This window comes from Streptomyces scopuliridis (assembly GCF_042790125.1).
In the GTDB taxonomy this organism is placed as follows: domain Bacteria; phylum Actinomycetota; class Actinomycetes; order Streptomycetales; family Streptomycetaceae; genus Streptomyces; species Streptomyces scopuliridis_A.
The window spans coordinates 19,056-38,479 of sequence record NZ_JBHTZS010000039.1 but is presented as its reverse complement, the minus strand read 5'-3'; the positions used below and the strand labels follow the sequence as shown (position 1 = coordinate 38,479).

The following is a 19,424-nucleotide window of genomic DNA, read 5'->3' as shown; positions in this document are numbered from 1 at the left end:
CTCCCCAACAGCGCCGCCGGCCAGCAGAGTTGCCCGAGTGCACCGAACCAACCGAACGAGAAGCGCGGCGATGATCCTGATGGGGGTGGCGGTCACCGCCGTCTCCGGATGTGTGGCCGTGGAGCCGCACCCCTCGCCCGGTCCCTCGCCGCGCCCGGGAACGAGCAGCGGCATCCAGGGCCCGGGGGCGCCTGAGCCGTTGATCATCGAGGCCCCGGCCAAGGAAGCGCTGGAGGCGGCCGTTCCTCCGCCCGCCCCGGAAGCGGCGCCGCGCTCGTCCGCCGAAGCCCGCCCGCCGGCCCAGGACCGGCCGGCCTCGGAGTGGACGAGCGGATCCGATCGGCCCCCGGCCACGTCCCGGCCCGAGCGGTGGGCTCAGGACCACCGCGAGGGACAGCGGCATTCCGCGCCGTCGTCCGCACCGGCCATCGCCGATGTCTGCGCCCTCGGGGAGCGGTACGGCCAGTGGCCGGAGGACAGCCCCCAGGCCCGCATCTGCCATGACACCTATGGCGATTGACCCCGCGCGCCCCGCGCCGCCCCGCCCCAGCGCCCCCCGCCCACGCTCTCACCCCCGCTCCCTCGTCGCTCTCGCTGTCACCGCTCGCGCAGCAGCCGCTCCAGCCGGTCGATCCCCGCCCGGACCCCCTTCACATCCCCCTCGTCCCCCAGGGCGTCCGCCGCGTCACGCGCCCGGTCCAGATGGAGCCGCGCCGCCTCCGGCCGCTGGAGTTTCAGATAGTCGGCGGCGAGATTGAGATGGAGCGACGGATAGAAGGCCCGCACCACCGAGGAGGTCCCGGGCGGGCCCGCGGCCGTCAGCGCCCGCAGATCCCAGGCCAGTTCATCGCCCGGGTCGTCCTGCGTGTCCGCCATGTAGTGCGCGAGGGCGCAGCGGTGAAACGCGTCGCCCGCCTCCGCCAGCTCCGCCCAGAGCTCGCCGAACCGGTTGCGCGCCTCTTCGCGGTCGCCGCCGTGGAGCAGCATGACCGCCTGCCCGATCCTGGTCATGACGGCGTCCTCCGACGCCTCCTGCCGCTCCCTCACTGCCGCCGCCTCCGCATGCCGTCCACACACCGTCCAGTACATCCGACGAACACGACGCTATCCGGCATGACGGGCCACGGCCTTCAGGCTCGGGCGGACGACCCGAGCCTGTCGGCAGGCTCGGCGGATCAGCCGCGGTCGCCGAGGTCGGGGATGCGCCAGTCGATGGGCTCATGCCCCTGCGCGGCGACGGCCTCGTTGATCTGGGTGAACGGCCGCGACCCGAAGAACTTCTTCGCGGACAGCGGCGAGGGGTGCGCGCCCTTCACCACCACATGCCGCTCCGTGTCGATCAGCGGCAGCTTCTTCTGCGCGTACGCCCCCCACAGGACGAAGACCGCCGGGTCCGGCCGCTCGGCCACGGCGCGGATGACCGCGTCCGTCACCTTCTCCCAGCCCTTGCCCTTGTGGGAGTTGGCCTCACCCGCGCGGACCGTCAGCACCGCGTTGAGCAGCAGCACACCCTGCTCGGCCCAGGGCATCAGATAGCCGTTGTCCGGCACCGGGTGGCCCAGCTCCTCCTTCATCTCCTTGTAGATGTTCCGCAGGGAGGGAGGGGTCCTGACACCGGGCCGCACCGAGAAGCACAGGCCGTGCCCCTGCCCCTCGCCGTGGTACGGATCCTGGCCCAGGATGAGGACCTTCACCTTGTCGTACGGAGTGGCGTCGAGCGCCGCGAAGACCTCTTCGCGCGGCGGATAGACCGGCCCCTTCGCCCGCTCCTCCTCGACGAACTCGGTGAGCTCCTTGAAGTAGGGCTTCTGCAGCTCATCGCCGAGGACGCCGCGCCAGGACTCGGGCAGCATGTCGGTGTCGGTCACGTCAACAACCTCCGGTAAGCGATCACTTGTGCACCACTGAACCTACCGGGGACCACTGACAACGGCCTCAGTCGGCCGGTGACAAGAGCCGGTGACAAGCGCCTGTGACAAGCGCCCTTACCAGCTGGCTTTCCGGTTCAGCTCCCACATCTGCATGACCGTCTGCGGATCGAGCGCCCGCTCACCGCCGCCGATGTCCTCGGTCGACGCCACGTACAGCTTGCCCTGCCACAGCGGGAGGAGCCGTACATCATCGACGAAGATCTCCTGGGCGCGCTCGAACTCCGCGTTCACCGCGGCGCGGTCGCTCACCCGGCGGGACCGGGGCAGCAGCTTCTGGGTGATCTCCGGGCTCTCGTACGGTGTGCTCAGCGCGTTGTTCTTGCCCACGAAGGGCGCGATGAAGTTGTCCGGGTCCGGGAAGTCGGGGAACCAGCCGCGCCCGAAGACGGGGTACTCCCCCTTCTGGTAGCCCGCCTGGAACTGCTTCCACGGCTTGCCCCGGACGGTGATCCTGAACAGCCCCGACGCTTCGAGCTGGCGCTTCAGCTCGGTGAACTCGGCCGCCGTCCCCGACCCGTAGCGGTCCGTCGTGTACCAGAGCGTGAGGGGCACGGGCGCGCTGATGCCCGCGCCGTTGAGGATCGCCTTCGCCTCGTTCACATCGGGGTCGCCGTACTGGTCGAAGAAGCCGGTGGTGTGCGCGAAAATGCCCTTGGGGACCATCGAGTACAGCGGCTCGGCCGTGCCCTGGTAGACCTTCGCCACGAGCGCGTCGCGGTCCACGATCTGTGCCACAGCCTGGCGTACCGCGAGCTTGCCGGCCGCCGGATCCGCGGGGTTGAACACCAGATAGCGGATATCGGCACCGACGGTCTCGACCAGCTGGAGATCCTTGTTCCGGGGTCCCTTGTGTTCGAGTTCGACGACCTGTTCCGAGGTGAGGCCCCGGTAGATGGCGTCGATCTCCTTCTTCTGCAGGGCGCGGAAAACCGTGTCGGAGTCCTTGAAGTACTGGATCGTGACGGCGTTGTTCCGGTGCTTCGCGAATCCGCGGTAGTCCTTGTTCCGGTTCAGCTCCGCCCGGTCCCCGCCGGTGTACGAGTCGAGTACGTACGGCCCCGAGCCGGTGATCGCGCCGTCCTGGCGCAGCCTGTCCATCGGGTACTCGTCCGGGGCCACGAGGGACATGGCGGGCGTGGCCAGGATGAAGGGGAAGGTCGCGTCGGGCTTGCGCAGCCGGAAGACGACGGTGTCGTCCCCGCTCGTCTCCACCGTGCGGAGGGAGTCCAGCAGGCCGGCGGGACCGCCCGGCACGTTGATCTTCCGGATCCGGTCGAAGGAGTGCTTGACGGCCGCCGCGTCGAGCGGATCGCCGTTGGAGAACTTCAGGCCGTCACGCAGCACGCACTGGAAGACCTGGTTGGCGGCGTCGGTGAACCGGCACTTCCGCGCGGCATCGGGCTGCGGGTACGAACTGCCGGTCGGAAAGCTCACCAGGGTCTGGAAGACATTGCGGAACATCTCCCAGGAGTTGTCCCAGGACGCCGCCGGATCGAGCGTGCTCGGCTCACTCGTCGTGCCGACGGTTATCCTCTGTTCGGCTTCCGCGTCATCGTCCGAGAACAGGCCGCATCCCACGAGCAGAGACATGACCGCCAGAGCCGCGGCGGCCCGCCGAATGGTCCGGTTGAACACGTGCACACTCCTTGTTCAGCCATGGATCGGCAGACCATACCGCAGCGTTCACCGGATCAATACGCTGATCCGGTAGGGCTTTTGGGGAGGTTGGGGCCGGGAACCGTCATCTCACCCCGGCGTTGAGGAAGATGCCCCCGTCGACGACCAGTGTCTGGCCGGTGATCCAGTCGGACTGGTCGGAGGTGAGGAACGCGGCGGCGCCGCCGATGTCCTCGGGCACTCCGAGCCGTCCCATCGGGTAGGCGGCCGCGGCCTCCGCCTCCCTGCCTTCGTAGAGCGCCTGCGCGAACTTGGTCTTGACCACGGCGGGCGCGATGGCGTTGACCCGTACCACCGGCGCGAACTCGTGCGCCAGCTGAAGGGTCAGATTGACCATCGCCGCCTTGCTCATGCCGTACGCGCCGATGAAGGGGGACGCCGAGATCCCGGCGACGGACGCGATGTTCACGATCGCGCCGCCGTTCTCCTTCTGCCAGGCCCGCCAGGTCTGCTGGGCGAACCCGAGCGCCGAGATGACGTTGGTCTCGTACACCTTGCGGGCCACGTTCAGGTCCAGCTCGGCCATCGGGCCGAAGACCGGGTTCGTTCCCGCGTTGTTGACGAGGAAGTCGACCCGGCCGAACGTCTCCATGACACGGGCGACCGCCGCCGCCTGGTGCCGCTCGTCATGCGCCTTGCCCGCCACGCCGATCACCCGGTCGGAACCGAGCCTCTCCACGGCCTCCTTGAGCGCGTCCTCGTCCCGGCCGGTGATGCACACCCGGTCGCCGCGGGCGACGAACGCCTCGGCCACTCCGTATCCGATACCCCGGCTCGCGCCCGTGACCAGGGCGGCCTTCCCGCTGTCCGGCAGCCGCCCCCCGGACTCCGGCCGCCGCGTTTCCTCCGTCATCTCCGTTGCCCCCGGCCTCAGTTGAGAGGTCCGCCGGCGACGTACATGACCTGGCCGGAGACGAAACCGGCCTCCTCGCCCGCGAAGAAGGCGATGGCGTTGGCGATGTCCTCCGGCCTGCCGACGCGCTGCACCGGGATCTGGCTCGCCGCCGCGGCCTGGAACTCCTCGAAGCCCATGCCGACACGGGCGGCGGTCTGGGCGGTCATCTCGGTGACGACGAAGCCGGGCGCCACCGCGTTGGCGGTGATGCCGAACTTGCCGAGTTCCTTGGCGAGGGTCTTGGTGAAGCCCTGGAGACCGGCCTTGACCGCCGCGTAGTTGGCCTGGCCGCGATTGCCCAGCGCGGAGCTGGAGGACAGGCTGACGATACGGCCGAACCCGGCGTCCACCATGTACTTCTGGCATGCCTTGGCCATCAGGAACGCGCCCTTGAGGTGCACGTTCACCACCGTGTCCCAGTCGGACTCGGTCATCTTGAAGAGCAGGTTGTCCCGCAGCACACCCGCGTTGTTGACCAGGATCGTCGGCGCCCCCAGCTCGGCAGCGACCCGCGCGACGGCGGCCTCCACCTGCGCGCTGTCGGAGACGTCGCAGCCGACGGCGAGTGCCGTGCCGCCGGCCGAAGTGATCTTCTCGACGGTGTCCTCGCACGCCGCCTCGTCGAGGTCGAGTACGGCGACGGCGCGGCCCTCCGCCGCCAGCCGTACCGCGGTGGCGGCGCCAATGCCACGCGCCGCCCCGGTCACGACCGCTACGCGCTGCTCGGTGGTGGACATCCCTGTTCTCCTCGCCCTAGGCGCTGTCTGACACATCCCGCCTGACTCCTGCGGCTCCCGATCACCAAGACCCCTGAGCAACCGCTTAGTAGGTCCAGCAGACAGACGCTAGAAGCCACGGCACGCGGTGTCAACGGCCGACGGCGCCGATGGCGGGATCCGGGGCGGACGTCACACCCCGGCTTCGCCCCGCCCGCGACACCCGCCCGCGTCAGCACGCCCTCGCGAGCCGACGTGTCAGCGCACCAGCAGAGCGAGCAGCCGCTCGGCCTCCGCCCCCGGATCGTCCGTCAGTCCGGTGTGTACGGGACCGGGCTGTACGACGGTCGAGCGCGGCGCGATCAGCCACCGGAACCGCCTGCCCGCGTCGTCGTCCGCCGCCTGCCCGGCCGCGTCGCCCCCGCGGCAGACGCTCTCGACCGCGTGCAGCGCCGCCCGTACCCCCAGGACATCCGCCCGCGGGTCGAGGATCCTCAGCTTCGCCTCGTCCAGATGGGTTCTGGCCGAAACGTAGGACCTGGCGCGGCAGTAGACGAGCACGCCCGCGTTGAAACACTCACCGCGTTCGACGCGCGGCACGACCCGCAGCAGCGCGTACTCGTAGACGTCCTTCGTGCTCACTGGCCGCCGTCCTTCACGCTCTGCTCGTCCGCGGTCCGCCGCGTGGTCCGCGCTCCTGGTGCCAGCCGGTCGGCGAGCCAACCGGGGGCGCGGGAAGGGCCGTTCGTGGTGGGCGCGTCGAGAGTGATGCGCTCATGGATCGTGCCGGCCCGCGCGAGCAGCGGCTCCACATACGCGCGGCGCAGCGCGTCGGTGGAGTCGAATCCGGGCTCGTCGACCAGCCACTCGTCCGGTACGTCGGCGGTGACCTCCGTCAGCAACTCCTCGGTGACCAGCGGCGCCAGCTCGGCGGCGGCCGACGCGATGTCGGGTCCGAAGGAGGCGAGCACATGGTCGGACGCGTTGTACGGCTTCGCGGCGGAAGCCTGCGCACCGGGCCAGTTGTGGTGCCAGATCATGGTGGCGCCATGGTCGATGAGCCACACGTCGCCGTGCCAGACAAGCATGTTGGGGTTGCGCCAGGAGCGGTCGACATTGTTGATGATCGCGTCGAACCAGACGATCCGTCCGGCCTCCTCCGGCCCCACTTGATAAGCTAGCGGGTCGAAGCCGATCGATCCCGGCAGAAAGTCCATGCCGAGGTTCAGCCCACCGCTCGCCTTCAGCAACTCCTGTACTTCCTGGTCCGGCTCGGAGAGTCCGATGACGGGGTCGAGTTGCATACGCACCAGTTCGGGGATTCTCAGCCCCAGCCTGCGGGCCAGCTGTCCGCAGATCACCTCCGCGACCAGGGTCTTGCGGCCCTGTCCCGCGCCGGTGAATTTCATGACGTACGTACCGAGATCGTCGGCCTCGACGATCCCCGGAAGCGAGCCGCCCTCACGCAAGGGCGTGACATAGCGGGTCGCGGTGACTTCGGTGAGCATTGCGCCAGGTTACTTCGGGGTGGTGGAGCGCCGCACGGGCGTTTTCGCCTGTCACAGCGCGCCGGAGGTTGCCTCGGCGCGCCCGCGAGAGAGATCTGGAGACCATGGATACCACCGGCTTTCCCCCGCAGTTCGCCCGTACCCGCCGCTTCTCGCTGGGTGTCCCCCGGCAGTTCACCGTGTCACCGGACGGCGAGCGTGTGCTGTTCGTACGGTCGGTGTCCGGCGTCGATCCGCGCGGCCTGCTGTGGGTGTACGAGGACGGCGACGAGCGGATTCTCGCCGGCCCCTCGGACCGCTCCGACCCGACGGCCCCCGCTCGCGACGAGCCCGTCTCCGACGCGGAACTGATCCGCCGCGAACGGGCCCGCGAGACCTCGGTGGGAGTGGTGGGGTACGCCACCGACCGGGAGGCTCGCGTCGTGGCGTACGCGCTCGGCGGCGACCTCTGGATCGTACGGACGGACGGCGGCGCTCCACGGCACGTCCGCACCGAGGGCCCGGTCGTCGATCCGCGCCCCTCGCCAGACGGCGCGCACATCGCCTATGTCAGCGACGGCGCGCTGCGCGTCGTACGGACCGACGGCACGGACGACCGGCCGCTCGCCGCGCCCGAGGCCCCCGAGGTGTCGTACGGGCTGGCCGATCACACCGCCGCGGAGTCCATCGGCAGGACGCGCGGCCACTGGTGGTCGCCCGACGGGGACGCCCTGCTGGTGGCCCGGGTCGACACCTCGATGGTGCGCCGCTGGTACCTCGGCGATCCGTCCGATCCGGCGCGGGCGCCACGCGCGGTGCCGTATCCGGCGGCGGGCACCGCCAACGCGCGTACCTCGCTGAGCGTGGTCACGCTCGACGGCCGGCACACCCCCGTACGGCTCCCGGAGCGCGCCCCCGAGGACGAGGCTCCGGCGGGTGTCTGGCGGGACCCGGCCTTCGAGTATGTCGTCAGCGCCGGCTGGGAGACGGGCGGCGGGCCGGTGATCGGTCTCCAGACCCGGGACCAGCGCACCCTGTGGGTCCTGCGCGCCGACCCGGCCGACGGCGAGGTCGAGCGGCTGTTCCGGCAGACCGACGAGCACTGGGTGGAGTGGCCGCCGGGCGCTCCCCTGCACACCGCGTCGGGGACGGCGGTCCTGCCGTGCGTACGCGGCGACGCCCGCTCGCTGCGGATCGGCGGCGCCTTCGCGCCGGACGGGCTCCAGGTCCGCGCGGTGCTCGGCGCGGCGGGCGAGCGGGTCCTGTTCACCGCGAGCGAGGAGCCGACGGAGACCCATGTCTGGTCGTACACCCCGGACACCGGATTCGTCAGGCTGACGGACGAGCCGGGGGTGCACACCGCCTCGGCGGGCGGCGACACCGTCGTCCTCGACAGCAGGACTCCGGACGGACAGACGGTGACGGTGCTGCGCGGCGGCGTCCCGTCGGGCCGGATCGCGGTCCTCGCCGAACAGCCGCTGGTCACCCCGAAGCCGGTCCATCTCACGCTCGGGAAGCGGGAGTTGCGCGGCCGGCTGCATCTTCCGTCCTGGTACACACCGGACACGGGCAAGCTGCCCGTACTGCTCAGCCCGTACGCGGGACCCGGTATGCAGGTGGTGACGAAGGGCGGCGGCTGGTACACCGCCGTGTGCCAGTGGTTCGCGGAGCAGGGGTTCGCCGTACTGGCCACGGACGGGCGCGGCACCCCCGGGCGCGGTGTGGGGTGGCAGCGGGCCATCGTCGGGGACCGGCTGACCCCCGTGCTGACGGACCAGGTCGACGCGCTGCACGCGGCGGCCGAGCGGTACGGCGCGCTGGACCTGGCGCGGGTGGGGATCCGGGGCTGGTCCTTCAGCGGCTATCTGGCGGCGGCGGCCGTACTGCACCGGCCCGAGGTGTTCCACGCGGCGGTCGCGGGCGCGGCGCCGGCCGACCGGCGGCTGTACGACACGTACTGGGAGGAGCGTTACCTCGGCCATCCCGGCCTCCAGCCGGAGAACTACGACCGCTGTTCGCTGCTCCCTCACGCGCACAGGCTGACCCGGCCGCTGCTGCTCGTGCACGGGCTCGCCGACGACAATGTGTTCCCCGCCCATACGCTGCGGCTCTCGGCCGCGCTGCTCGCGGCGGGCCGGCCGCACACCGTACTGCCGCTGCCGGGGGCGGGCCATCTCGTCACCCGTGTGGGGCAGGCGGACACTCTTTTGTGCCACGAACTCGGCTTCCTCAGGAAGTCTCTCGGCATCTGAACACCACGACGGGTAGAGACGTACCTATCGCTGAACGGCCGACCGGCCGGCGCAGAGCCCACCAGGGAATGGAGCTCGGTATGACGGGAACGCAGGGGACCGCACGGATCGTCACTCGCCGGACCGTGGTCGCGGCGGCGGGCGCGACGGGGCTGGCGGCGGCGCTGGTCGCGTGCGGCGGCTCGGACACGCCGGCGGAGTCCGCCGCCGGCAAGCCCGCGAAGCCCGACGACGGCGCGGACGGGGGCCCGGGACCGGCGGATGCCCTCGCGAAGACCACCGAGATCCCGGAGGGCGGCGGGAAGGTCTTCGCCGACCAGGGAGTGGTGGTCACCCAGCCGACGGCGGGCGAGTTCAAGGCGTTCTCGTCGAAGTGCACCCACGCGGGCTGCGCCGTGAAGGACATCTCCGGCGGGGCCATCCACTGCCCGTGTCACGGCAGTCAGTTCAGCGTGGCGGACGGCAGTGTGAAGGCCGGACCCGCGAGGCAGCCGCTGCCCGCGACGCCGATCAAGGTCACCGGGGACACGATCACGCTCGCGTGAGCCGGCCCGTGGCCGACCGCCCGCACCCATGACCGGCGGCCGGCGGGCCTCACTTTTCGTCGGCAGAAGGTGAGGCCCTCCGGCCGCCCCGCTCCGCCCTCGCCTCCGGTCAGCCGCCGACCACCCGGTTCGCGGCGCCGGCCGCTTCCTCCAGCGCCTCGACGGCCGCCCGGATCGACGGCCGGCGGTCCGCGTCCGTCCGCCACGCGGCGTAGACGTGCCGGCGCATCCGCTGCCGTACGGGCACGACCGCCACGCCCTCCGGCACGGCGCCGCGGCCGAGCCGGGGCGCGACACAGACTCCGAGTCCCTCCGCGATCAGCGCGAGCTGGGTGTGGTACTCCCCCGCGAGATGCGCTATCCGCGGCTCGAACCCCTTCGAGCGCAGCGTGAACATCAGCCACTCGTAACAGAATTCGCCCTCCGGCCAGGAGACCCAGGGGTCGTCCGCGAACTCCTCCAGGTCCACTTCCGACCGGTCCGCGAGCGGATGGTCCGCGGGCATGGCCACATCGGGGACATCGTCGAGCAGATGAGCCGTCGCCAGCCCGCCGGGCACCGGCAGCCGCTTGTTGCTCCAGTCCAGCACCACGGCGAGATCGAGATCGCCCCTGATGACCCCCCGGATCCCGGCCTCGGGTTCCAGCTCGCGCGAGCGGACCCGCAGCTCCGGATGGCCCTCGCGCAGCGCGCGGATCGCCAGCGGGAAGAGCCCGCGGGCGGCCGTCGGGAAGGCCGAGATCCGCACTTCTCCGACCACCCGGCCGCGCTGCGCCTCGATGTCCGACTGCGCGACCTCCACCTGGGAGAGGATCCGCGCGGCGTGGTCGGCGAGCAGCCGTCCCGCGTCGGTGAGCCGTACGCCGCGCCCGTTCCTGGCCAGCAGTTGCTGGCCCACCTCCCGCTCCAGTTTGGCCAGCTGCTGGGAAACTGCGGAGGTGGTGACATGCAGCCCCTCGGCGGCGCCGCTCACCGAGCCGTGGCGGGCCAGGGCGTCCAGTGTGCGCAGGCGCTCCAGATTCAACATGTAAGCAATACTAATCAGATAGGTGCACATAATCTCGCTTGTTCTACGAGATGGTTCACGCCACGCTGTCCGTATGAGCACCGCCACCCCGCCCCGTCCCGGGCCGGACTCCGCCTCCCCCACTCCCCTCCCCGCCGTCGCGGCCATACCGGCCGTCGTCGATCCGGCGCGGCCGGACACCGCCCGTACCCGCCCCACCGTGGACTGGCGCATCCGGTTCGCGGTGCTCGCGCTCATCTGGGGCTTCAGCTTTCTGCTCATCAAGGTGGGCACCCATGGCTTCGCGCCCTTCCAGGTCACGTTCGGCCGGTTGTTCTTCGGTACGGCGGTGCTGGCCGTGGCGATGGCGGTGAAGCGGGACCGCCTGCCGCGCGGGCTCCGCACCTGGGGGCATCTCGCCGTCGCGGCGTTCTTCCTCAACGCGCTGCCGTTCTCGCTGTTCGCCTACTCCGAGCTGACGATTCCCTCGACGCTCGCGGGCATCTGCAACGCCACCTCGCCGCTCTGGGGCATGGCCCTGTCGCTGGTCGCGCTCTCCGAGGACCGGCCCACCCGGCGCCGGGTCGCCGGGCTCGGCCTCGGCTTCCTCGGTGTGCTGACCGTGCTGGGCGCCTGGCAGGGCTTCTCCGGTCTGGATGTCACGGGTACGGCGATGGCGCTGCTCGCCTCGCTCAGCTATCCGATCGGCTGGATCTACGTACGCCGCACCCTGGCGGGCAACAGCAGCTCCCATCTCTCGCTGACCGGCGCGCAGCTCTTCCTCGCCACCCTGCAACTCGCTCTCGTGACACCGCTGTTCACCACCCTGCCGACCTCGTTCCCGACGGGGCCGCTGCTCGCCGTGATCGTGCTCGGCGCACTGGGCACCGGTCTGGCGATCCTGCTGCAGTACGGGGTGGTCGCCGAAGTCGGCCCGACGACGGGCCAGATGGTCACGTACTTCATCCCGGTCATCGCCACGGCGGCCGGGGTCACCCTGCTCGGCGAAGAGCTGAGCTGGAACACCCCCGTCGGCGCCCTGATCGTCCTCGCGGGAGCGGCACTCACCCAGAGCAGGGCCAGGAAGCGGCCCGCGCCCCGGCCGTAGACACACCTGCGCCGACCGCGCCCCGGCCGTAGACACACCTGCGTCGGCCGCGCCTCAGCCGTAGGTGCGCGCGGGCGCCGGGCCGGCCGCCGACGCCACCGCGTCGGCGACCGGCCCGATGTCGTCGCCCGTCATCTCCGACACCGTCAGCCGTACGCCCGGCGGCGTGGCCATCCGGAAGCGCGCCCCTGGCGCGACCGCCCAGCCCGCGTGCAGCAGCCGCGCCACCGCCCCGGTCTCGTCGGCCACCGGCACCCAGACATTCATCCCGCTCCGGCCGTGCGCCTCGATGCCCCGCTCCGCCAGGGCCCGTACGAGCGCGTCGCGCCGCTCGCCGTAGGACCGCGCCACGGCCGGCACTTCCACGGCCCCCGAGGTCCACAGCTCCACGACGGCGCGCTGGAGAAGGCGGCTGACCCAGCCGGGACCCAGCTGCTGGCGCCCCGCCACCCGGTCCACGGTCAGGGCGTCCCCGGTGAGCACCGCGATCCGCAGATCGGGTCCGTACGCCTTCGCGGTGGAGCGGACGAACGCCCAGTTGCGGGTGGTCCCGGCGAGCGGGTGGAGCGGCAGATCGACCATGCCGTGGCCGTGGTCGTCCTCGATGAGCAGCACCTCGGGACGGTCGGCGAGCAGCGCGCGCAGCTCCCCGGCCCGTGCCGCCCCCAGCGAGGCGCCCGTCGGGTTCTGCGCGCGGTCGGTGACGATGACCGCGCGGACGCCGGCCCGCAGCGCCCGTGCCAGCCCGGAGGGGAGCGGCCCCTCGTCGTCGACCCCCATCGGCTCGGGCCGCAGCCCGAGCGCGGGCACCAGGTCCAGCAGACTGCCCCAGCCCGGATCCTCGACGGCGACCGCGTCACCGGGCCGCAGATGGGCCGCCAGTACGCGTTCGATCGCGTCCAGCGATCCGGAGGTCACGGCGACCGGTCCGGCGGGCACCCCGTCGGCGTCGAGCCCCGCGCGGGCGAGCCGCGCGAACTCCGGGTCGACGGGCGCCTGTCCGTACAGCCCCGGATGGTCCGCGTTGTGCCGCGCGGCGGCGGCGAGGGCGTCGTGCAGCGGGGGCAGCAGCGCCGGATCGGGGTTGCCCTCCGACACATCGCGTACGCCGGGAGGCGCGTCGACCCGGATCGAGCCGCGCGCCGTACTGGCGGGGCGGGCCCGCACCCTGCTCCCCCGGCGCCCCGCCGTCTCGATCACCCCGCGCTCCCGCAGGCTCCGGTAGGCGGCGGCGACCGTATTGGGATTGACCCCGAGTTCCGTCGCCAACTCCCGCATCGGCGGGAGGACTTGCCCGGGAGCCAGCTCCCCGGAACCCACCGCGCGCTCCACGCTGGCGGAAATCTCCGCCGCGCGCCGACCCATAATCCGATACTCTCCTAGCACAAAGAATACTATGCACTAGTGCAATGGAGAGCGCAATGCCGGAGAGCACAGCCGCCTACCAGCCCACCCCACGCACCGTCCCCACCCGTGCCCGCGAGCGGGCGGCATACGACCGCGAGCTGGTGCACGGGATACTCGACGAGGCGTATGTCTGCCACCTCGGTTTCGTCCGCGACGGCGCTCCGGTCGTCCTGCCGACGCTCTACGGCCGGGTGGGCGAGCGGCTGTACGTCCATGGCTCGACCGGTTCACGGCCGCTGCGCATGACAGCGGCGGGCGGCGGTACGGAGCGCGCGGGCGGCGAGAACGAGGCCGGCCCCGGTCTCGCCGTCTGTCTGACCGTGACGCATGTCGACGGTCTGGTGCTCGCGCGCTCCGCCTTCCACCACTCGATCAACTACCGCTCCGTCGTGGTCCACGGCATCGCACGCCAGGTGACCGACCCCGGGGAACGGCGCACCGCGCTCGACGCGATCGTCGACCATGTCGTGCCCGGCCGCTCCGACGACTCGCGCCCGGCCAACGCCCGTGAGCTGGCGGCGACCGCCGTGATCCGACTCGATCTCGACGAGGTCTCCGCCAAGGTCCGTACGGGCGGCCCCAACGACGATCCCGAGGACCTCTCGCTGCCGCACTGGGCCGGGGTCGTCCCGCTCGCGCGCGGCTACGGCGCCCCCGTCCGGTCCGACGATCTCGACCCGGCCATCGCGCTGCCGGACTATCTCTCCGCGCTCTGAGGCGACACCGCCGACGGCGGCACCACGGACGACACCACGCGGAGTACGGGCGGCAGCGGTCAGACCACCGCCGCCGCCCGGCGCCGTACCGCCGCGAGGCGCGCCTCGGCCAGTGCGAGACCGGTCACCGCCGCGAGCAGCAGGACCGTACCCAGCAGGGTCGCGGCGGTCAGCCGCTCACCGAGCAGAACGACCGCGATCACCGCCGCGCTGACCGGCTCAAGCAGCATGATCACCGAGACCGTCGCGGCCCGCACCACCGCCGCCCCGGCGAAGTAGAGGGCGTAGGCGAGCGCGGTCGGCACCGCCGCGACATACACCAGCAGCCAGACCACCCGGGCCGGTTCCGCGGTGTGCGGCAGCAGCCCCTCGCCCCAGGCGACCGGCAGCAGCAGGACCGCGCCGATGGCGAACGCCCAGGCGGTGGTGGCCATCGCGTCGCCACCGCCGCCGTCGCGCCCCAGCCATCGGGTGAGCAGGGTGATCCCCGCGTACCCGGCGGCGGACAGGATGGCGAGCGCGACACCGGCCGGGCGTACGGAGCCGCCCTCACCGCCGAGCACCAGCACTCCGAGCCCGGCGAGCGCGCCCGTCACCGCGACCAGACCGCCGCCGCCCAGCCGCTCGCCCATGGTGAGGCGGGCACCCAGCGCGATGAGGACAGGGCCGGCGCCGAGGGTGACGACCGTACCGACCGCCAGACCGGTCGCTTCGACGGCGGCGAAGTAGGCGCTCTGGAAGACGGTGAGACCGATACCGGTCCCGAGGATCCGGAGCAGCCGCCGCCGGCGCGGTTCCGCGGGCGCGGCCTCCCGGCGCCGCCGGAGCGCGAGCGCGCCGAGCAGCAGGACGAGGCCGCCCAGGCAGCGCCAGAAGGAGAGCGCGAGAGGGCCGAGGTCACTGACCCGGTAGACCAGCGAGGCGGCGGCGCCGGCGGTCCCCCAGGCGACCCCGGCGACGATCAGAAAGAACAGACTCCGCCCGACCGGCAGGCCGGAAGCAGCGGAGGAAACAGGATTCGACACGTGACGTCTCCGTGTGAAGAACGGGATGGGTGTGGTCGCTCAGCCGTCACGCGGGCAGCGACGAACCGCTCGGGACAAGGGGCCTGTACGGCCGTGGTCCTGTCCGAGCCCGGTCTTCGTCAGCGGAGGGCCGCCCGCGTTATGACGCGGGAGGCGGAAGAACGGTCAAGTGCATGATCGGCACCCTACGTCGTGGGGTGTCCGGCGGACAACCGCGCCGGGTCGCCCGTCCCCGTACCGCCCGCCATCGGCCCGGAAGGCGCCTTCGGCGTCGACGACTGGGCGATGAACGCGCCGGTCAGCACCACGAAGCCGCCGATGATCTGCGGCGCGGAGAGGTGTTCGCGCAGCAGCACCCAGGCCAGTACGGTCGCGATGACCGCCTCCAGACAGGCGACCACGCCCGCCACCTGCGGCGAGAGCCGGCGTACGGAGATCACTCCGGTCACATAGGCGAGCACGGTGGCGATCAGCACGATCCAGCCGAGCAGCAGGGCCGCGGCCACGCTCGTTCCGCCCAGGTCGGCGCTCCCGCCGAGCAGCGCCCAGTCCATCCCCCAGGGCCGGGCGACCACCGTCAGGACGACGGCCCCGACGAGCAGTCCGTACGCGATCACGCCCAGCGGATCGGCCGGGTGCTCCCCGTCGGCGCCCTGGTCCGAGAGGACGAAGTAGCCGACCTGGCAACAGGCGGCGGCGAGCGCGAGGAGCACCCCGACCGGGTCGAAGCCCAGCCCGGCCCAGACCTCGACCACACAGGCGAGCCCGCCCACCGCGAGAACGACCCCGACGGCGGCGGCGCGGGTCACGGGCCGCCGCTGGACGAACCGGACCCAGAGGAGGACGAGCGCGGGGGCCAGATACTCGATGAGCAGCGCGACCCCGACGGGGATACGGGAGATCGCGGCGAAGTAGCAGGCCTGGACGCCCGCGACGGCCAGCAGGCCGAATCCGGCCAGCAGCGCGGGCCGCCGCCGCACCAGCGCCCGATGGCGCCAGGCGACCGGAAGCATGACCAGGGCGGCGCCGGTGACCCGTAGCCAGACGACATGGAGCGGGTCCAGCCCCGCTTCTATCAGCGGCTTGGCCGCCACGCCCGAACCGCCGAACGCGAACGCCGAGGCCAGGGCAAGGCCCAGGCCGACGCTCCTCCCCTGAGACATGTGCATGGCGTCATCATGACAGCCGACGTCAGGAGCGTCATCCTCATGACACCTGTCGAGACAGCAGATGTCCGGCGCGGTGACGCGGCACGGCCGGCCGAATCGCCCGCGGTCAGACCGATCGTGACGTACCGGACAGCCGCCCGGCCAGCGATCGCGCGTCCACCCCGGCCCGTTCGAGCACATCGACCGCCCGGCACTCCCGGTCGGCGGCGAGCGCGGCGAGCAGATCGAGCCCGCCGGCCAGTGGCTCACCACGCAGCTCGGCCCGTTCCAGCGCGCTCGCCATGGCGGTGACGGCCGGGGGCGACCAGCCCGTCACGGGGCGCTCCCGCACCACGGGTACGGCCCCGGAGTCCTCCACGGTTCCCTGCCAGCGCAGTCCGTAGCCGATGCTCCGCTGCACGAGATAGCCGAGCACCCGGGCCAGTTGGGGACCGTCGCCGAACGCGGCCCGTACCCCGGGGTCGGTCTCCAGAAGTGAGTGCAGCAGATGGGCGGTGTCGATCTGCCGGTCCCCGTCGCGGTGCGCCCTTCTGCGCGCGCCCGAGACGACGGATGCCAGCTCCGGAGTGAGCCGGGCCTCGACATCGGCGCGCACGGACGCGGTATCGGGTCGGTTCGGTGCGGACGGTTCCGGCACCCCCGGAGGTGGGCTCTGCACCCTCTCACCCCATCAGCCCCGGACTCGCGGAGCATCCCCGCCGGGGAGCATTCTCACGTCCCACCGGAGTTGGGCACATCTGGACCGGTTCTCCTCCTTACGAATGAGATCGCCCCCTTGCTCTCCCCGGTGAAGCGCGCCGCCTTGCCTCCGCGCGGTGGACCACAACACGAAGAGGCCCCGCGGCGCCTGCGCTACAGGCGTGGCCGCGGGGCCTCCACTACGGGCCGAAGCGCGCTCAGTCCTCATCGGCGAGGATCAGATAGAGCTTCTTGCGCGATTCGGTGATGACCGCCAGAGCCTTCTGGCGCTGCTCGGGCGTACCGGTCTTCCAGACCTGTCCGAACGCCTCCATCAGCCCGAAGCCGGCCTGACGGATCTCGTTCATCGTGTCCCAGTCGATGCCCCGGCCGGCCTCTTCCCACGGGGCCTCGGGCCCCGATTCGGCCTCCGTCCGCCCGGTCTCGGTCAGCGTGAACAGCTTCTTGCCGCCCTCGCTCTGGCTGGTGATCAGCCCCTCGTCCTCCAGCAGCTGGAGCGTCGGGTACACCGAGCCGGGGCTGGGACGCCAGGCCCCGCCGCTGCGCTCGCCGATCTCCTGGATCATCTCGTAGCCGTGCATGGGCCGGTCCTTCAGCAGGGCCAGGATCGACGCGCGCACATCGCCGCGCCGCGCCCTTCCCCTGCCACCGCCGCGCCCGCGGCCACCGCCACCGAAGGGGCCGCCGAAGCCGGGCCCGAACGGGCCGAAAGCCCCGCGCCGCGCCTCGAAGTCGCCCCTGCCCTGGTGGCCGGGTCCGCAGGCGCCGGGGCCCGGACCGTGTCCGCGCCCGTGTCCATGGTCATGGTCATGTCCATGTGAACGCATCGCTCTCACACTCTCTACATCGTTGATCTGTCGCGATGCGTCAACGATATATCGGAACAGCTCGTTCGGCAAGCATTCTCGGGCCGCGCTTCCCGGATTGGCCTTGGCCTGCGGCTTTCCACGCCTTCTACGCTCCGCCCATGCGTATTCGAATCGTCGACGCCTTCGCCGACCGCCCCTTCACGGGCAACCCCGCCGGGGTGCTGCTCCTCGACTCCACCGGCTTCCCCGACGACGACTGGCTCCAGCGGGTCGCCGCCGAGGTGAACCTCTCGGAGACGGCCTACGCGCACCCCCTGCCGCCCGGCGGCGAGGCGGACTGGGCGCTGCGCTGGTTCACCCCGGCCACCGAAGTGGATCTGTGCGGCCACGCCACGCTCGCCACCGCGCATGTGCTGCGCTCCACCGGACGCGCGAGCGGCGCCCTGCGCTTCGCGACGCGCTCCGGGATCCTCGGCGCCCTCGCGCACGAGGACGGCTCGCTCACCCTGGACTTCCCGACGTCCTCGCTGACGCCCGTACCGGTCCCGGACGGGCTCGCGTCCGCGCTGGGCGCCGAGCCGGTCGCGGTCCACAACACCTCGGAGCACGTCGGCGATCTGCTGGTCGAACTGGCCGACGAACCGGCCGTACGCGCGCTCACCCCCGACCACGCCGCGCTCGCCGGACTCTCCCGGCGCGGCATCATCGTCACCGCCGCCGCCCAGCACCCGGGCCTGGGCCATGACTTCGTCTCCCGCGGTTTCTTCCCCGGCGTCGGAATCGACGAGGACCCGGTGACCGGCAGCGCCCACACGGCGCTCGCCCCGTTCTGGTCCGCTCGGCTGGGCCGTACCGAACTGACCGGCCTCCAGGCCTCCGCCCGTACCGGCCTCGTCCGCACCTCACTGCGCGGCGACCGCACCCTGCTCACCGGACGAGCGGTGACGGTCATCGACGGCGAGCTGCTCAGCTCCCCGTGACCACGGCGGAGGGGGCGCACGGACAGCCCGTACGCCCCCTCACCGTCCCGCCCTCCGGGCCCGGAGCTACACCGTCGGCAGCCAGTCCACCTTCCCGGCGAGCAGCGCGTACCCGACGAACGCCCCGATATCGAGCAGTGTGTGGGCCACCACCAGCGGCCCGACGCGCCCCCAGCGCCGGTAGAGCAGTACGAAGACGACGCCCATCACCATGTTGCCGATGAAGCCGCCGATCCCCTGGTACAGGTGGTACGAGCCGCGCAGCACCGAGCTGGCCACCAGCGCGCCCATCGGCGACCACCCCAGCTGTCCGAGCCTGCGCAGCAGATAGCCGACGACGATGACCTCCTCCAGCACGGAGTTCTGCGCCGCGGAGAGGATCAGCACCGGAAACTTCCACCACACATCGGGCAGCGATTCCGGCTCCACCGTCAGATTGAAGCCCGCCGCCTGCATCACCAGATAGAACGCGAGCCCGGCGCTCCCGATACCGGCCGCGACGAGCGTGCCGCGGCCCAGGTCCGGCCAGGGCCGCCGGCCGTCGAAGCCGATGTCACGCAGCCCGCTGCCCTCCCGGGTCAGCAGATGCGCGACCAGCAGGACCGGCACCAGCGCCGTACAGATCCCGAAGAGCTGCCAGGTGAGATCGAGCCAGGGCCGGCCGGGCGCGGCCGACGTGTTGAGCCTCGCCGCCTGGTCACCCAGCGCCTCCGGTCTGGTCAGCGAGCCGATGAAACTGATCAGCGCGGACACCGCGCTCGCGCCGAGCGAGAGCGCCAGTACGAGTACCGTCTCGGACCGCAACATCCCGCGCGAGATGGCCTCCCGGGGATGGAAACCGTCCTCCTGGCCCGCCTCCGCCTGCACACCTGCCTCCAGTTGAGTATTCCCGCCTCATGCCTCACGCGGTGCCGCTAGGGTCTCGAATGCAGGTACGAAGATCGCGCGCGACAGGCCGGGGGAGCGATTCGCCGTTCGCGTGGCGAGGCTCGTCCTCGTCCA

At 71.8% G+C, this 19,424-nt stretch carries 20 protein-coding genes; 6 read left to right on the top strand and 14 right to left on the bottom strand.

What is annotated here, in order from left to right; translation table 11 throughout:
* The first annotated feature begins 70 nt into the window (after positions 1-70).
* The gene (locus ACFRKB_RS34785; RefSeq protein WP_383110601.1) at positions 71-520 is read left to right on the top strand and encodes a hypothetical protein; all 450 of its coding nucleotides are present in this window, start codon (positions 71-73) and stop codon (positions 518-520) included.
* Positions 521-597: 77 nt separating this feature from the next.
* On the opposite strand, the gene ACFRKB_RS34780 is transcribed toward ACFRKB_RS34785, so the two are convergent.
* From ACFRKB_RS34780 to ACFRKB_RS34750, 7 genes are all read right to left on the bottom strand, one after another.
* Positions 598-1,089 carry a hypothetical protein gene (locus tag ACFRKB_RS34780; protein WP_383110600.1) on the bottom strand — a complete coding sequence of 164 codons (492 nt, stop codon included), beginning with the start codon at positions 1,087-1,089 and terminating at the stop codon, positions 598-600.
* Between the two features lie 86 nt (positions 1,090-1,175).
* A complete protein-coding gene (locus ACFRKB_RS34775; RefSeq protein WP_365973465.1) occupies positions 1,176-1,868 on the bottom strand; it encodes a uracil-DNA glycosylase in 693 nt (230 codons plus the stop codon).
* Positions 1,869-1,985: 117 nt separating this feature from the next.
* Entirely contained in the window at positions 1,986-3,521 is a 1,536-nt protein-coding gene (locus ACFRKB_RS34770) for an ABC transporter substrate-binding protein (protein WP_383110628.1), read from the bottom strand.
* A 151-nt stretch (positions 3,522-3,672) separates the two neighbouring features.
* Positions 3,673-4,461: an SDR family oxidoreductase gene (locus ACFRKB_RS34765; protein ID WP_383110599.1), complete on the bottom strand. Its 789-nt coding sequence runs from the start codon at positions 4,459-4,461 to the stop codon at positions 3,673-3,675.
* A 17-nt stretch (positions 4,462-4,478) separates the two neighbouring features.
* The gene (fabG, locus tag ACFRKB_RS34760; RefSeq protein ID WP_383110598.1) at positions 4,479-5,240 is read right to left on the bottom strand and encodes a 3-oxoacyl-ACP reductase FabG; all 762 of its coding nucleotides are present in this window, start codon (positions 5,238-5,240) and stop codon (positions 4,479-4,481) included.
* A gap of 237 nt (positions 5,241-5,477) precedes the next feature.
* Positions 5,478-5,861 carry a DUF3037 domain-containing protein gene (locus ACFRKB_RS34755; RefSeq protein WP_383110597.1) on the bottom strand — a complete coding sequence of 128 codons (384 nt, stop codon included), beginning with the start codon at positions 5,859-5,861 and terminating at the stop codon, positions 5,478-5,480.
* Entirely contained in the window at positions 5,858-6,727 is an 870-nt protein-coding gene (locus ACFRKB_RS34750; protein ID WP_383110596.1) for a HipA family kinase, read from the bottom strand. Before ACFRKB_RS34750 ends, ACFRKB_RS34755 begins: the two co-directional genes overlap by 4 nt.
* A 104-nt stretch (positions 6,728-6,831) precedes the next feature.
* Between ACFRKB_RS34750 and ACFRKB_RS34745 the strand changes: the two genes are divergently transcribed.
* Positions 6,832-8,958: a S9 family peptidase gene (locus ACFRKB_RS34745; protein WP_383110595.1), complete on the top strand. Its 2,127-nt coding sequence runs from the start codon at positions 6,832-6,834 to the stop codon at positions 8,956-8,958.
* 80 nt (positions 8,959-9,038) lie between these two features.
* Positions 9,039-9,503: a Rieske (2Fe-2S) protein gene (locus tag ACFRKB_RS34740; RefSeq protein WP_383110594.1), complete on the top strand. Its 465-nt coding sequence runs from the start codon at positions 9,039-9,041 to the stop codon at positions 9,501-9,503.
* A 109-nt stretch (positions 9,504-9,612) separates the two neighbouring features.
* Here ACFRKB_RS34740 and ACFRKB_RS34735 read toward each other — a convergent pair whose 3' ends face one another.
* Positions 9,613-10,530: a LysR family transcriptional regulator gene (locus ACFRKB_RS34735; protein WP_383110593.1), complete on the bottom strand. Its 918-nt coding sequence runs from the start codon at positions 10,528-10,530 to the stop codon at positions 9,613-9,615.
* Positions 10,531-10,603: 73 nt separating this feature from the next.
* Between ACFRKB_RS34735 and ACFRKB_RS34730 the strand changes: the two genes are divergently transcribed.
* On the top strand, positions 10,604-11,617 hold the full coding sequence (locus ACFRKB_RS34730) for a DMT family transporter (protein WP_383110592.1): 1,014 nt from the start codon (positions 10,604-10,606) through the stop codon (positions 11,615-11,617).
* Between the two features lie 54 nt (positions 11,618-11,671).
* Here ACFRKB_RS34730 and ACFRKB_RS34725 read toward each other — a convergent pair whose 3' ends face one another.
* Positions 11,672-13,003: an aminotransferase class I/II-fold pyridoxal phosphate-dependent enzyme gene (locus ACFRKB_RS34725; RefSeq protein WP_383110591.1), complete on the bottom strand. Its 1,332-nt coding sequence runs from the start codon at positions 13,001-13,003 to the stop codon at positions 11,672-11,674.
* 35 nt (positions 13,004-13,038) lie between these two features.
* On the opposite strand from ACFRKB_RS34725, the gene ACFRKB_RS34720 reads away from it, so the two are divergent.
* The gene (locus tag ACFRKB_RS34720; RefSeq protein ID WP_383110590.1) at positions 13,039-13,740 is read left to right on the top strand and encodes a pyridoxamine 5'-phosphate oxidase family protein; all 702 of its coding nucleotides are present in this window, start codon (positions 13,039-13,041) and stop codon (positions 13,738-13,740) included.
* A 59-nt stretch (positions 13,741-13,799) separates the two neighbouring features.
* Here the strand turns inward: ACFRKB_RS34720 and ACFRKB_RS34715 are convergent, their stop codons facing one another.
* From ACFRKB_RS34715 to ACFRKB_RS34700, 4 genes are all read right to left on the bottom strand, one after another.
* Complete coding sequence (locus tag ACFRKB_RS34715) at positions 13,800-14,765, bottom strand: DMT family transporter (RefSeq protein ID WP_383110589.1); 966 nt, start codon at positions 14,763-14,765, stop codon at positions 13,800-13,802.
* Positions 14,766-14,950: 185 nt separating this feature from the next.
* Positions 14,951-15,934 (bottom strand): EamA family transporter, encoded by a 984-nt coding sequence (locus ACFRKB_RS34710; protein WP_383110588.1) that lies wholly within the window; start codon positions 15,932-15,934, stop codon positions 14,951-14,953.
* Positions 15,935-16,040: 106 nt separating this feature from the next.
* The gene (locus tag ACFRKB_RS34705) at positions 16,041-16,592 is read right to left on the bottom strand and encodes a Clp protease N-terminal domain-containing protein (RefSeq protein ID WP_383110587.1); all 552 of its coding nucleotides are present in this window, start codon (positions 16,590-16,592) and stop codon (positions 16,041-16,043) included.
* A 238-nt stretch (positions 16,593-16,830) separates the two neighbouring features.
* Positions 16,831-17,460 carry a PadR family transcriptional regulator gene (locus ACFRKB_RS34700; RefSeq protein ID WP_383110586.1) on the bottom strand — a complete coding sequence of 210 codons (630 nt, stop codon included), beginning with the start codon at positions 17,458-17,460 and terminating at the stop codon, positions 16,831-16,833.
* A 140-nt stretch (positions 17,461-17,600) separates the two neighbouring features.
* On the opposite strand from ACFRKB_RS34700, the gene ACFRKB_RS34695 reads away from it, so the two are divergent.
* The gene (locus tag ACFRKB_RS34695) at positions 17,601-18,422 is read left to right on the top strand and encodes a PhzF family phenazine biosynthesis protein (RefSeq protein WP_383110585.1); all 822 of its coding nucleotides are present in this window, start codon (positions 17,601-17,603) and stop codon (positions 18,420-18,422) included.
* Positions 18,423-18,488: 66 nt separating this feature from the next.
* On the opposite strand, the gene ACFRKB_RS34690 is transcribed toward ACFRKB_RS34695, so the two are convergent.
* Positions 18,489-19,229, bottom strand: coding sequence for a CPBP family intramembrane glutamic endopeptidase (locus tag ACFRKB_RS34690; RefSeq protein ID WP_383110627.1), 741 nt, complete (start codon positions 19,227-19,229; stop codon positions 18,489-18,491).
* Between the last annotated feature and the right edge of the window lie 195 nt (positions 19,230-19,424).

Excerpts from the sequence above, each read along its gene's own strand:
- ACFRKB_RS34730 (WP_383110592.1), top strand. The coding sequence starts at position 10,604 with ATGAGCACCGCCACCCCGCCCCGTCCCGGGCCGGACTCCGCCTCCCCC.
- ACFRKB_RS34785 (WP_383110601.1), top strand. The coding sequence starts at position 71 with ATGATCCTGATGGGGGTGGCGGTCACCGCCGTCTCCGGATGTGTGGCC.
- ACFRKB_RS34695 (WP_383110585.1), top strand. The coding sequence starts at position 17,601 with ATGCGTATTCGAATCGTCGACGCCTTCGCCGACCGCCCCTTCACGGGC.
- fabG (WP_383110598.1), bottom strand. The coding sequence starts at position 5,240 with ATGTCCACCACCGAGCAGCGCGTAGCGGTCGTGACCGGGGCGGCGCGT.
- ACFRKB_RS34765 (WP_383110599.1), bottom strand. The coding sequence starts at position 4,461 with ATGACGGAGGAAACGCGGCGGCCGGAGTCCGGGGGGCGGCTGCCGGAC.
- ACFRKB_RS34710 (WP_383110588.1), bottom strand. The coding sequence starts at position 15,934 with ATGCACATGTCTCAGGGGAGGAGCGTCGGCCTGGGCCTTGCCCTGGCC.
- ACFRKB_RS34720 (WP_383110590.1), top strand. The coding sequence starts at position 13,039 with ATGCCGGAGAGCACAGCCGCCTACCAGCCCACCCCACGCACCGTCCCC.
- ACFRKB_RS34745 (WP_383110595.1), top strand. The coding sequence starts at position 6,832 with ATGGATACCACCGGCTTTCCCCCGCAGTTCGCCCGTACCCGCCGCTTC.
- ACFRKB_RS34750 (WP_383110596.1), bottom strand. The coding sequence starts at position 6,727 with ATGCTCACCGAAGTCACCGCGACCCGCTATGTCACGCCCTTGCGTGAG.
- ACFRKB_RS34780 (WP_383110600.1), bottom strand. The coding sequence starts at position 1,089 with ATGTACTGGACGGTGTGTGGACGGCATGCGGAGGCGGCGGCAGTGAGG.
- ACFRKB_RS34700 (WP_383110586.1), bottom strand. The coding sequence starts at position 17,460 with ATGCGTTCACATGGACATGACCATGACCATGGACACGGGCGCGGACAC.
- ACFRKB_RS34770 (WP_383110628.1), bottom strand. The coding sequence starts at position 3,521 with ATGTCTCTGCTCGTGGGATGCGGCCTGTTCTCGGACGATGACGCGGAA.
- ACFRKB_RS34740 (WP_383110594.1), top strand. The coding sequence starts at position 9,039 with ATGACGGGAACGCAGGGGACCGCACGGATCGTCACTCGCCGGACCGTG.
- ACFRKB_RS34690 (WP_383110627.1), bottom strand. The coding sequence starts at position 19,229 with ATGTTGCGGTCCGAGACGGTACTCGTACTGGCGCTCTCGCTCGGCGCG.
- ACFRKB_RS34735 (WP_383110593.1), bottom strand. The coding sequence starts at position 10,530 with ATGTTGAATCTGGAGCGCCTGCGCACACTGGACGCCCTGGCCCGCCAC.